Genomic DNA, 12,263 nt, shown 5'->3' with positions numbered 1-12,263 from the left:
GGTGCGTAATACATCGTATACTGAAATATAATCAATATGCTCGAAAAGGGAGTGTAAGCTTGACACGAAAACTGTGGTTTCAGGTCGGCATCGGTATTTTGCTGGCAATCCTGATCATCAAATATTTTATGGAAGTAAGCTGGATCTTTTCGCCGATTATCATCATCGGAAAGGCGATCATTTTGCCGTTATTAATTGGCGGAGTTCTATATTATATGACCGTTCCGATCCAGCGTTTTTTGGAAAAACGCAAAATGCCCCGCTGGGGGAGCATCTTGTCGATTTTGGCCCTGCTAGCCGCGATTATTTGGGGGTTTTTTGCAATTATAGGTCCTCCGGTAGTACGTCAGGTAAATCACTTGGTTGAAAGTGCCCCGGTCCTGACAAAAGAGCTGGAGAATCTGAAAGATCTTGCGCTCGATCATAAGAAAGACCTGCCTGATCAGCTGCAAAATTCGATTGACAGCGCTGCGAATTCTGTCCAGTCGATCGCAATGAAATTTGGAATCTGGATTGTCCAGTTTTTACAGTCATTTTTCCAGGCAATGTTCTTGCTTGTGCTCGTTCCATTTTTCTTTATTTTCATGTTAAAGGACCATGAGAAGTTCTCTCCGATGATTTATAACATATTTTCTGGAGAGCGGAGAATGTGGATCAAGAAAACGATGAAGGATATTGACTTTGTATTAAGTTCTTACATACAAGGGCAGCTGCTCGTAAGTACCATTCTGGCAACACTGATTTTTATCGGCTACAAAATCCTTGGGCTTCAGTACGCCCTGCTGCTCGCTATCTTCGCACTTTTCATGAACTTGATTCCGTTCATCGGACCATGGATCGCTGTAACGCCAGCTGTTCTTATCGCATATTTGCAAGATCCGAAGCTAGTTATCGGCGTTGCGATTGTGACATTGATTGCACAGCAGGCAGACAGCAATCTCATCACTCCGCACGTAATGGGAAAAACATTGGATATCCATCCATTGACCGTTATTACCGTCATTCTCGCGGCAGGGAATATTGCTGGTTTCCTTGGTATCATTCTAGCGATTCCAGTCTATGCCGTCGGCAAAGTGATTGTCAAAAACATTTATGAAAGACGGAAAGAGATTAAGATGGCAGCAACGAAAACCGTTTGACTTACTCCCCGGACCCCAATGGTTCCGGGGATTTTTATTGCCCAAGACAATAATAAAAACGCCCTGCAGAGATTCAATCTGCAGAGCGTTTTGGTAGCGGAGAAGGTGGGATTCGAACCCACGCGACAGTTGCCCGTCCTAATGCATTTCGAGTGCATCCCCTTCAGCCGGACTTGGGTACTTCTCCATAATCGGTATTCATTTTTTGAACATAAAATAGTATAACGCTAAGTTTTTCATTTGGCAAGTAGTTGGGGAGGATTGTCCTGAAATCCCACCTTCAAAGTTAACCTAAAATAGGCAAGGAGCGACGCCTTGCCCATCTGGAATATCTTATCCGCTTCTTTTTTCTTACCTCTTTACTGCTCAATCTTGATCACTCTATTTTTGCTGTCCCAGTCTACTTTGGCACCTGTCGATTCTCCGATAAAACGCAGCGGAACCATTGTTCTGCCATTCTTAACAGTTACAGGTGCTTGGAGATTATAGGTTTTGTCATTCACAACAGCGCTTTTGCTTCCTATCGCCAACTCAATCATTACTTGTTCATTAGACCCTGTGACGTATTTTGCACTTGGACTGTAGGTAACTTTTAAGCCAAACGCCTCTGCCAACGATCTGAATTCCACAAGCGTTGTTCCCTTCTCAATCATCGGGTCAACATCAAATTTTATTTGGCTGCCGTTATAAAACACTTTGACAGGCGATGTCGCTGCATGGGCGGAAATGGTACTCAAGGATAGCAGCATCATCGCCGCCATGAATAAAGCAGATAGCTTTTTCACTTTAAAATTTCCCTCCTTTCTATTAGCTTTATCGTAACATCTGAGGTGATGAAATCCACAGTAGAGATTGAGTATTCAGCTAATACTTTTCCTTAAAAATCGACAAAAGATTGGAGCTGAATCATATAAAAAAAGCGAACTCCGATTATGAGGAGTTCGCCTTTCTATGTATGCTGGTGATAGGATTTGAACCTACGACCTCTTCATTACGAGTGAAGCGCACTGCCAACTGTGCTACACCAGCATGTTATTCAAAATTACAATCATATTATAATCCTTTTTTTAGGAGGTTACAATATTGTTGCCCGGGGGCGGACAAGGGAATTTCATCCATCAAGAGACCGCCTTTAACCCCGTTACACCAATGACAATCAATAGTACGCTGGCAATCCGGCCCCAGTCCTTGGACTCGCCAAAGAAAAACATATTCAGCAGGACCGCTCCAGCCGTCCCGATGCCAATCCAGACCGAGTAGGCAACGCTCACCTGCAAGTATTGAAAAGAGGCATACATCAACACCATCGAAGCAGCAAATCCGCCAAAATAGAGGATGCCATTTAATAATTTTTTTCGTTGGCTGTACAGCTTTAGGCCGACGACGCCAGCCATTTCGCTAACAGCCGCGAGTAACACAAATATCCAGCCCATCTTATGCCACCCCTTCCGTTTCTTTTTGCTCCGCCCGATTATCCGCAAGCTTCAAACCGATGACACCCGCTGCAATCAATGCAATGAAAAGCAGCTTCGTGAAATTGATTGTGCCATGGAATAAAAATACATCCATTAAGACGGTTCCGATCGTCCCGGCACCTGCAAAAATAGCATATACTGTTCCGGTCGGCAATGTTTCGCAGGCTTTCGGCAAGAAATGAAAATCTACATAAATCAGTCCGATCACAATTACCCAATGCCACCAAAGATGAGCGGCATTGAAGCCATAAACCCAAATCAACTCAAAAATACACGTCAATGCGACATAAAACCAAGCCTTGTTCATATGTTCCTCCTAAGATGACTGAATATCATTCATTTTTTTAAAAGCTACATGCCGCGGGTAGGACAGCCTATGCTTCCGCCCCGAGTGCATGCCGAAGAAAGTCCAGAACCTCTGCTTTCTGAATCGAAGCATGGTCTTCCTTTTGGTGATCATATAAATAAATCTGCTCCGCGGCGGATTCGACCAGACCGATGAGCAGTTTGGATGTCCGTTCAGGATTAACTGTTTCCCGGATGGTTCCCGCATCTTTTGCCTTTGTTAAAAACTCGCTGATCCATGAATAGAAAGGTTGATAGACCGCTTCCCATTCCTTTAAATGCTCGGTTGATGAAAGGCCGGCGTATACAAGAGCGAGTACTTCCCGATAGTTTTTCGTCATCGAAAAAATCGCTTCGACAAGCTGTGAGAGCTGGACAAGGAAAGGATCCTCCTCCTTAACCTCCTCTTTTACCGCTGCGATCATTTTTTCCACCATCACTTCCGCAATGGCTGGCATCACAGAAAGCTTAGAGGGGAAATACAAATAAAAAGTGCCCTGAGCAATCCCCGCGCGCTGGACGATATCGGAGATCTTTGTCTTTTCGATCCCTTTTTCCTGAAATGCGGCAATGGCGGCATGGATAATTTTCTCTTCTTTATTCATATTACCCGCTCCTTTTCATTTTGCCCCTGACTGAATATCATTCATTATAACATAAATAGAAACTCCCCTCAATGGAAGGGAGCCGGCAAGGATTTTATTGTGCTTTGCTGAAGCGCTTCGCTTTCCAAATCAATCCTTGTTCAAGCAAGATACCGATGATGCTGCCGCAAATAAGGCCGTTATGGACGATCGCCTCGAGTGCAGGCGGCAGATTTGCCCCTGCCTCAGGCGGGAGAAACATCAGGCCAATGCCCGCAATTAGAGCGATGCCGCTCACGATAAACGTTCTTTGCTCATCTTCTACATTCTTCAATTCCGAGAGAGCTAGGCCGAACATATTGACAAAGATGACGAATGTAACGGCATAGCCGATCGGTGCCGGGATGGCAGCGATCAAATTCATCATCGCCGGAAAAAGGGAGACCGCAATAACGAATCCGCAGCCAAGCAAAAAAGGCAGCATCTTTTTCATGCCCGTTTGTTTTACAAATCCGGCCGCTCCTGATATAGGAACAGGACCGATCGCCCCGAGGAGTCCGCTGAAAAGGTGATTTACACCGGATATGTAGCTGGCCCGCAAATACCGATTCGGATCTCGCTTTTCCCTATTTTCGACAATCGTGCTCATGAGCCGGATCGAGACGATTGCATTCGTAATAAGCAGCAGAGTGAGCAAGGTTGCGGTCACCGCAGTTCCTGAATCAAATTTGGGTGCGCCGAACGGCAGGATCGATGGCAGCTGGAACACATGCTCTGGCTTCTGAATTGCATGTGCTTGGCGGAAGAGTGCGAACAAGATCCAGCCGACGATAATGCTGATCATGATGGAGTATTGCTGAAGAAACGCTTTTTTATGTTTTCCGAGCCAAAATGTGATGCAAACGGTGGCTAGGCTCAGCATAAAAATGACAGGACTCACATCGGCATGCGTCGAAGTGATCCCCAGCATCCCTTTCATGAATGATCCGCTCAACTGGAAAATCAGCAAAATCAAATAAATAAAAGTAATCGTCGGGGTGAACAAGGTAGAAATTTTATCAATCAATTTAAAGACAGCAAGCAGGATAAACAGTACGCCGCTAACGAGCATGCCGCCGCTCAGAGTTTTTAAAGCAACCACATTGGAGCTGTACATCACACCGATCATGCCTGCATAGATTGTGAAAATGCTCCACCACAGTCCCGCAGGGCCTTCATGAATGGGAAGCTTATGGCCGAATAATCCCTGCAGCAGTCCGGCCAAGCCCAAAATAAAAATCGTCCGCTGGATAAATTCGGACGTGTCGGCAGGGGATAGGGCAAATAAATCGGATATTGCAATCGGTGCAGCGATGGCTCCGGCCACCATAAAAATCATCCATTGCACTCCGGAAAGAAAGGTCTTCATCCGTTTTCCCCACTCTCAAAAAAGTAATTTTTCAGGCTGATGTTATCACAAAACTGCCTTTATATCAAAAGATGATGAAAATTTATATATGACCAAAGCTGAAAGAAAAGGGGATGGGGGCATCGTTCCCGGTAGGCATAGGAAAGGCTTTTTGTTAAACTGAAAACCATACATATATCCGTTTAGTAGGCAGGTGATGGAGTGGAAAACATGGAACTGATCAGTATTGTTGTTATTCTTGCACTTGGGATTTTTTCGCAGTGGCTTGCGTGGAGAATCCAGTGGCCGTCCATCGTCATCATGTCGATCGCCGGACTGCTAATCGGTCCTGCTTTTGGTTTTGTTAACCCGGAAGCGGCCCTTGACGAGCTATATAGCCCGCTCATTTCCCTGTCAGTTGCGATTATTCTATTTGAAGGAAGTTCAAATCTTGATATCCGCGAAATCAGAGGGATTTCCAAATCAATATTCCGGATGACGACGCTTGGCGCTTTTTTGGCTTGGATTTTCGGTTCCCTGGCCGCTCATTTCGTCGCCGGGCTCCAGTGGGAAATCGCTTTTATTATCGGCGGTCTCTTCGTCGTAACAGGTCCGACCGTCATCATTCCGCTGCTTCGGAATGCGAAGCTTAAACCGCGGACTGCGGCTGTGCTCAAGTGGGAAGGGATCATCGTCGATCCGGCAGGCCCGCTGCTCGCGCTTTTTGCGTATGAGGTCATTAAGGTGATGACCAATGAACAATTGTCGATTCATTATTTGCTCAGTTTTTTCGGCGGATCGGCATTGGCTGTCCTTCTCGGTTTGCTGATCGGCATGCTGATCAGCCTGATGGCGAACAGGGGCCAGTTCCCCGAATATTTGAAAACGCCGATTGTAATTGCGTTCGTTTTACTCTGCTTCACCGTTGCTGATGTAATCATGCATGAAACAGGAATGCTTGCCGTCACCGTCATGGGTCTGACGGTTGGCCGCTCGAAAAAGTATGTCTCTTCAATCGGGAATATCGGCCACTTTGTCGAAGGGATCTCTGTCATGCTGACGTCTACCGTTTTCATCTTGCTGACAGCCTCTTTACCGAGAGAGACGATTGCCCAGATTTTTACTCTGCCGATCATGGGCTTCGTGTTTGCCACACTATTCATTGTCCGGCCGCTTTCGGTCTGGCTGGCAACACTTGGAACGGAATTGACCCGCAATGAAAAGGTGTTGATCGGCTGGATCGCTCCACGTGGAATTGTCGCATTGACAGTGGCCGGATATTTTGCGAGTACGCTTGTGGCCGACGGATATGAGGATGCTGCTTTGCTGACAACTCTCACATTTGCACTCGTCATTATCACGGTGTGTGCACACGGCTTTACAATCGGCCCGCTTGCAAGAAAGCTCGGGCTGGCAAGTACCGAACTGCCTGGTGTATTGATGGTCGGCTCGAGTTCTTTTTCACTCGCCATGGCTGCGCAGCTGAAAAAGATGGATATACCTGTATTGATTATCGATCCGTCCGGAGACAGGCTGAGACCAGCTGCGAAAAAAGGCATCGAAACTCTGCAAGGACAGATTTTGTCGGAGCAAATCCAGTTTTCAGCAGATCTAACTCCCTACAACACTATCCTTTCCATGACAGGAGACCCGGCGTATAATGCGCTCGTCTCCCAGTCATTTGCACCGCAATTCGGCTTTAAGAATACCTTTTCACTGCCGGTTGCTCCTTCTCATGAAATGAAGGAATCAGAGCTGCCGATCACGTTGCAGAGCCATTTGCTGTTCGATGAAAAAGCGACGTTCCCTGAACTGAACCGGAAGATCAATACTGATTATCAGATTGACGTGCTGCAAGCAGATGAAAAGGAACGGGTTGCCGAGTTGCAGACAAAACTGCCTGAAGATATAACTCCACTATTTATTAAAAAAAGGAACAACACGATCGAATTTATTACGATGCGGAGCAGGCTTGTCCTTGATGAAGGAGACAAACTTGTCGTTCTCCGCTTGAAAAAGTAAAACAACACTGTCCGGTGTTTGGGTTGCCCAAAAAGTCTAACTTTCAGAGGCAGCTTAATGCCGGGCAGTTTTTTTTCTAAAATAAGTGTTGACCCTCACGTTGCGTGACAGTCTATAGTGAAAAGAGAAAGGGGGAACCGTCATGAAAGTGAAAGAAGTAGCTGATCTGGCAGGGATAAGTGTGCGCACGCTTCACCATTATGATGAAATCGGCCTGCTGACCCCTGATCAAACGACCGAATCGGGCTACCGGATTTATTCTGAGGCGAATCTTGAGACGCTGCAGCAGATCCTCTTTTTCAAAGAGATGGGGATGACGCTCAAGGAAATCAAGGAGCTGATCGATAGCCCGGAGTTCGACCGGAAGGATGCTCTTGAACTGCACCGTAATATGCTGCTCGAGAAGCGGAGGCGGCTCGATCGGATGCTGGATATGGTAGAGAACACAATCAAACACGAGAAAGGTGAGATTCAAATGGCAAAAGAGGAACGATTCGCTGGCTTCGACTTTAGTGAGAATCCGTATGAACAGGAAGCAAGGAAAAAATGGGGTGATAAAGCAGTGGAGGCTTCAAACAAAAAAATGGCGGCTTTAAAGGAGAAGGGAAAAGGAGAGCTTGCGAATGCCGTCAATGAAGTGTACAGGGAGCTTGCGGACCTCCGCCATTTGCCGCCGCAATCCGAAGAAGCCCAAGCAGCAATTGGCGAATGGTATAAGCTGCTCAACAAGATGGGTACCTACTCGCTTGAAGCATTCAAGGGGCTCGGGCAAATGTATGTGCTGGATGAACGTTTCACAAAAAACATCGATCAGTTTGGTGAAGGATTGGCGCAGTTTATGTGCGATGCAATGGCTGTCTATGCAGACCGCCGTTCCTGATTGAGAGCAGGGGCTGGGCAGGAGAGGATTTTCTCCTGCTCTCCGTTTGTTTTGTGGAAGGCACTGAAAGAAAGTGATATGTTGGATGCTTCCAAAGTTAAGATGGGCTATAGGCATCGGAAGCAAAGTAAATTAGCAAGTTTGCGGTGTCAAAGCGGGTTATAGGTACCGGAAGAAATATAAATTAGCAAGTTACCGGTGTGAAAGATCGGCAAAAAAGGAGGGCTGTCGCAGACTATCAGTTTTTCACTGACATCTCTGGACAGCCCTTGTCATTATAAATCTTCGATTTCCAACTCTGTAACCGGACTAAATTCATCTCCTGTATCAGAATATGTCATGCTTACCTTGTCTCCTGGCTCGAGGTAAATGGCGAGCGGAACGTTTTCAGAAGAAACGATGTAGTTTTGTTTATTGTCCAAGTAAAAGGAGACGATGATCGCTTGTTCGGTCTTTTCCTTGAAAACCCTAAGCACAGTGCCGGACGCTGTTTTCGACTCTGCTTTGGATGAGCCATCTACTGAGCTGCCGCCGCGTTTCAAAGCGGTTTTATACAGCTTGAGTGCTTCGTTTGGCGTATTCGCATATACGGAAATCTCCGGATTGGCTGCTGAAACGATAAAGTAGTTTTGCAGGAAGCCGTTCGAATCAAGGACAGGCGTCAGCCAACTCGCTTCTCCGTAGAAGTTGTAGAGAACGGGCATTTCACCGGACCATTTTTTCTCAATGAATTTCTTGTCGATGATCTGCAGGGCCCCTTGCGAATCCATATAGGATTCTTCCAGGTTTCCGGTGTAATACGTTGCCTTTCCGGTTCTGGCATTTGTCAAAGAGTATCCGAGCATCGAGTCGACTCCTTCTTTCGGGCTGGTGAAGTCGGTGAAGTATACCATTTCGCCGTCCTCGTTGAAAATTGGACTGACATTGGCGACTGTTCCTTCATCAGAAGGCAATTTCACGTCGCGCTTGCCAAAAAGGCTGTTCCAGAAGCCGTGGACATATTTGCCGTAATAGCTGTTTTGCAAGCTGACGGCTTCCGGTGAAACGGCTCCGTCAATGAAAGCAGGCACTTGATCGAGCGGATAGGTTTCCGTCTTGCCGTTAGCGGGGTCGACAAGGACAACGCCTTCCATATTAAAGCCATTTCGGGCAGAGATGAAGTGGCCATATGTCCGCACATAATGCGGCTTTCCGTCATTATCGATTTCGAGGCGCGGGTCACCGTAGAAAATCAGATCCGGATGTTGATTGCGGATATACCGCTCAAGCTTTTTATTCAAGTACGCGGATGGAACAAATTTCATTTCCGCCTTCACAAACTTTGGATTATCGGCTGCATCTGTTGCGCTCATTGTAAAGTAGCCGGGGGTTGTTTTCCCGTTCCACCATTTAAACAGGCCGGAAAATTCAACCGGTGCAATATAAACGAATTTCTCTCCGACTTTTTGAATCTGCAATTCGCCCAGTTCATAGTAGCTCGTGTTCGGAACCTGGCCGAATGCTTTTTTCATTTTATTGCGCGCAAACTTAGGCGGAACGCTTGCAGGCGTCTTTGTTTCGTCAAACGGCTGGATTTCCACTTTTTCTGCCATTTTCGCCGCCTGATATTTTTCGTCAGCGTTGAATAGAAAGGCACCTAGCATATAGAAGGAAAGCACTAGGCTCCCAAGCAGGATGGCCGCTTTCACCAATCGTTCCTTCCCTTTGGAAAAAGCGAAGCCCAACACGGCAGCGCCGAGCAGGAAGCCCCATAGAGATAAGAACGTCCGGTCAAGATTCGCCATATAATAGATGATGAAAATCAACAGAGATAAAGCAACAAAAACCCCAACAAACTCTGCCGGCTGATTTCGCTTTATTTTTTTCTCTTTTTTCGGCTTTTGGACGGCGAATGGCACGATGATAACTGTTAGCACAACGGCCGCCAGCAACGAAAAACCAATTAGACTGCCCATAGTATCCTCTCCTTTGGCATGTGTCTCGTTTTTATACGGTCCAGCCTGCCAAAAAGTTTCAAGGAGCTTCTCAAATTAGCACAGAAGCCCGCGAAAAAGCCCCGGCCAAATCGACCGGGGCTCTTGCAGCTTTTATGGACGGAAAATCTTGTTATACATCAAATGATCATCTTCCATGTCGTAGATTTTTAGGATATTTCTGTTTTTTGAGTAGATGCTCTTATAGCTTTTGCTTCCCTCATATGTGACGACACGCTCTTCCTCGTCGTCTTTTTCTACGTTCACCTTGTAGTCTCCCTCGCCGACCTGCTTGATTAATTCACCATACTCAGGCACGTCTTTGTGTTGATCGGAGGCAGAGCTACTTTCTTCGGAAGTGTTGCTTCCGCTGCCTGATGTCTTGTCCGAGCTGTCTGTGCTGCCGCATGCGCCTAGCACAAGCACGAGCGCCAGCATCAGTAAAAATGAAAACTTTTTCATACTGTATTGCACCAATCTTTCTTAGAAGTATTATGTCCATACCCAGATGAGGCCCAGATATGGGCACATAGTCTATCCTACCTAATTTCATTTTATTTTTCAAATATAAAGAATCGGTATAGGTAGAATTGTCAGGCAAGACGAAATACAGGGAACTTTGTTTCTATCTGGACTTCACGATAATGTCTCCGCTTTTCGTTTCAAGGTCGACTAGAATTGGATTGTCGACCAACTGGGTTAGCTGCTTTTTCCCGAAGATAATAATATCGCCGTATAACGTGTTAGCTGTGAACGATACACGGTCCGGCACTTTGTCTGTCAGGATCAAGATGTCTCCGTTCTTCGTTTTTCCCTTTATTGGCTGATGAATGTCTTTAAGCTTGACAGTAATGTCACCTGAACTTGCTTCAAGCTCCAAGGCTCCCTCGATATGACGGCCGCTCAAGTCACCTTGCTCAGTCAATGATGTGAGGGTATTGCTTTTCACCTGATTTAAACCGATATCTCCGTTCTTTGTACGAATGCTGATATCGGAGGATTGCAGATTCTCCAGTAAGATGTCTCCTTCTAGAGAGGTAACTTCCAAATGATCGGCTTTTATGCCTGTCACGAGAATGTCAGACTTCTCGCCTACTGCAGTAATGCTCTTTAAGGAAGATTCGGGAAGGTATAGGACCAATTTCTCACTAACCGAAAAAGGATTGATTTGGATCCATTTCTGTTTTGGTTTCGGCACCTGAATGGTCAGTTCTCCGTCTTCTTGAGTAACGTCTGCAACGATATTTCTTGTCTGCTTCAACTCTACCTTCGCATCTGCGGGGTCAGTTACGGTTTTTATTACGATATCCAATCCGGGAGATTTCAACATAACCGAGACGATCGGTTCGCTCGTATCGATCTTCTTAACAAATGAGCTGCTATTTTTGTTCGCTGAGCCGAATGTGGTAGCCGCTCCCGCGAGTCCAACTCCAATGAGTATCAACGCCGCAATGGATAGTTTTTTAAGCATGGTGCATTCCCCCTTTTACAATTTTGACATTGAACTTCAAGTACCGGAGGACCCCGTTGAAAAAGAGCGGCGTCAGTCGCCACATTAGTAGGGTAATGAAATAACCCGCACCACAAAAAACAAATGAAGTGAATAAGTCAAACCACTCGAACGTACCTGGCACTCCAACGGCGCTTATCAAGACAAGAGGAGGACTCGCAATGCCGGCAATTCCGATAGTCCAACCAGCAAACAACAAAGCGGCGACAACGAGAAAGGGCGCAAGAACGATAACCAAATTGACAAATCCCAGCCCGATAACAGACCAGATGGCCCTGAACAGGTTGCCGGCGGTCGATGAGACTTCTGCCCTGCCAATATGATGGGATGCTGTCAGCTCCTTTGCGAGCTGGCGAGGGTCTCCCAAGGCCAACGCAATCTCTTCTTCCGTTTTTCCTTCCTCTTCCGCAAAGAGGAAGTACTCTTCATAATCATTGATAATTTCTTGCTTTTCAGAGCTGGAAAGGCCCCGTAGATGGCTTTCCAATGCCTGGAGAAATTGTTTCTTATCCACGCGCTATTCCCTCCTTGATCAAATGGTTTACGCCTTCGGAAAAGACAGTCCATTCATCGACAAGTTCATACAGATACTGCCTGCCTTTTTCCGTGAGGGTATAATACTTTCTCGACGGGCCCTCACTGGATTCCTGCAAATATGTTGTAAAGTAATCCTCTTTCGTCAGTCTCCGTAATAATGGATAGACGGAGCCCTCTGAAATTTCAATTTGACTTGAAATTTTCTGCACGAGTTCATATCCGTACCGGTCTTGTTTATCGAGCAATACAAGGACACAGAGCTCAAGCACACCTTTTTTGAATTGAACATTCACCGTTTCAGCACTCCTTCCTTTCGGTATTGTATTATGAACAGTACCATATTATGCTTTGTATCATTTGATGTGATGATAGCATAGCCTATTGTATATTGCAAGGTACTGAAAGATGCTT

The 12,263-nt window shown here is 46.1% G+C and carries 13 protein-coding genes and 2 tRNA genes; 3 read left to right on the top strand and 12 right to left on the bottom strand.

Translation table 11 applies throughout. The features are described from left to right. Positions 1–59: 59 nt before the first annotated feature. Positions 60–1,139 (top strand): AI-2E family transporter, encoded by a 1,080-nt coding sequence (locus AC0TWI_RS11355; protein ID WP_488126463.1) that lies wholly within the window; start codon positions 60–62, stop codon positions 1,137–1,139. Positions 1,140–1,236: 97 nt separating this feature from the next. On the opposite strand, the gene AC0TWI_RS11350 is transcribed toward AC0TWI_RS11355, so the two are convergent. The 7 genes from AC0TWI_RS11350 to AC0TWI_RS11320 form a co-directional block, all read right to left on the bottom strand. Next, positions 1,237–1,326, bottom strand: a tRNA-Ser gene (locus AC0TWI_RS11350). Between the two features lie 172 nt (positions 1,327–1,498). Then, positions 1,499–1,924 (bottom strand): copper amine oxidase N-terminal domain-containing protein, encoded by a 426-nt coding sequence (locus AC0TWI_RS11345; protein WP_488126462.1) that lies wholly within the window; start codon positions 1,922–1,924, stop codon positions 1,499–1,501. Between the two features lie 171 nt (positions 1,925–2,095). Next, positions 2,096–2,168: transfer RNA gene (locus tag AC0TWI_RS11340), tRNA-Thr, on the bottom strand. 89 nt (positions 2,169–2,257) lie between these two features. Further along, on the bottom strand, positions 2,258–2,572 hold the full coding sequence (locus tag AC0TWI_RS11335) for a DMT family transporter (protein ID WP_488126461.1): 315 nt from the start codon (positions 2,570–2,572) through the stop codon (positions 2,258–2,260). 1 nt (position 2,573) lies between these two features. Next, the gene (locus AC0TWI_RS11330) at positions 2,574–2,921 is read right to left on the bottom strand and encodes a DMT family transporter (protein ID WP_488126460.1); all 348 of its coding nucleotides are present in this window, start codon (positions 2,919–2,921) and stop codon (positions 2,574–2,576) included. Between the two features lie 67 nt (positions 2,922–2,988). Further along, on the bottom strand, positions 2,989–3,564 hold the full coding sequence (locus AC0TWI_RS11325) for a TetR/AcrR family transcriptional regulator (RefSeq protein ID WP_488126459.1): 576 nt from the start codon (positions 3,562–3,564) through the stop codon (positions 2,989–2,991). 94 nt (positions 3,565–3,658) lie between these two features. Continuing rightward, the gene (locus tag AC0TWI_RS11320; protein WP_488126458.1) at positions 3,659–4,951 is read right to left on the bottom strand and encodes a purine/pyrimidine permease; all 1,293 of its coding nucleotides are present in this window, start codon (positions 4,949–4,951) and stop codon (positions 3,659–3,661) included. A 210-nt stretch (positions 4,952–5,161) separates the two neighbouring features. On the opposite strand from AC0TWI_RS11320, the gene AC0TWI_RS11315 reads away from it, so the two are divergent. Both AC0TWI_RS11315 and AC0TWI_RS11310 read left to right on the top strand, forming a co-directional pair. Beyond that, positions 5,162–6,952, top strand: coding sequence for a cation:proton antiporter (locus tag AC0TWI_RS11315; RefSeq protein WP_488126457.1), 1,791 nt, complete (start codon positions 5,162–5,164; stop codon positions 6,950–6,952). 142 nt (positions 6,953–7,094) lie between these two features. Next, on the top strand, positions 7,095–7,832 hold the full coding sequence (locus AC0TWI_RS11310) for a MerR family transcriptional regulator (protein ID WP_488126456.1): 738 nt from the start codon (positions 7,095–7,097) through the stop codon (positions 7,830–7,832). Between the two features lie 275 nt (positions 7,833–8,107). Here AC0TWI_RS11310 and AC0TWI_RS11305 read toward each other — a convergent pair whose 3' ends face one another. The 5 genes from AC0TWI_RS11305 to AC0TWI_RS11285 all read right to left on the bottom strand — a co-directional run bounded on the left by AC0TWI_RS11305 (position 8,108) and on the right by AC0TWI_RS11285 (position 12,145). Next, positions 8,108–9,787 carry a hypothetical protein gene (locus tag AC0TWI_RS11305; protein WP_488126455.1) on the bottom strand — a complete coding sequence of 560 codons (1,680 nt, stop codon included), beginning with the start codon at positions 9,785–9,787 and terminating at the stop codon, positions 8,108–8,110. Positions 9,788–9,919: 132 nt separating this feature from the next. After that, entirely contained in the window at positions 9,920–10,267 is a 348-nt protein-coding gene (locus AC0TWI_RS11300) for a hypothetical protein (RefSeq protein WP_488126454.1), read from the bottom strand. A 163-nt stretch (positions 10,268–10,430) separates the two neighbouring features. Then, on the bottom strand, positions 10,431–11,276 hold the full coding sequence (locus AC0TWI_RS11295) for a DUF4097 family beta strand repeat-containing protein (RefSeq protein ID WP_488126453.1): 846 nt from the start codon (positions 11,274–11,276) through the stop codon (positions 10,431–10,433). Beyond that, entirely contained in the window at positions 11,269–11,829 is a 561-nt protein-coding gene (locus AC0TWI_RS11290; RefSeq protein ID WP_488126452.1) for an HAAS signaling domain-containing protein, read from the bottom strand. The genes AC0TWI_RS11295 and AC0TWI_RS11290 overlap by 8 nt, the downstream gene beginning before the upstream one ends. Further along, positions 11,822–12,145 carry a PadR family transcriptional regulator gene (locus tag AC0TWI_RS11285; RefSeq protein WP_488126451.1) on the bottom strand — a complete coding sequence of 108 codons (324 nt, stop codon included), beginning with the start codon at positions 12,143–12,145 and terminating at the stop codon, positions 11,822–11,824. The genes AC0TWI_RS11290 and AC0TWI_RS11285 overlap by 8 nt, the downstream gene beginning before the upstream one ends. Between the last annotated feature and the right edge of the window lie 118 nt (positions 12,146–12,263).

It is taken from the genome of Lederbergia sp. B243.17 (assembly GCF_057657925.1).
The sequence above is the reverse complement of the archived record's forward strand: the minus strand, read 5'-3'. Positions and strand labels throughout refer to the sequence as shown.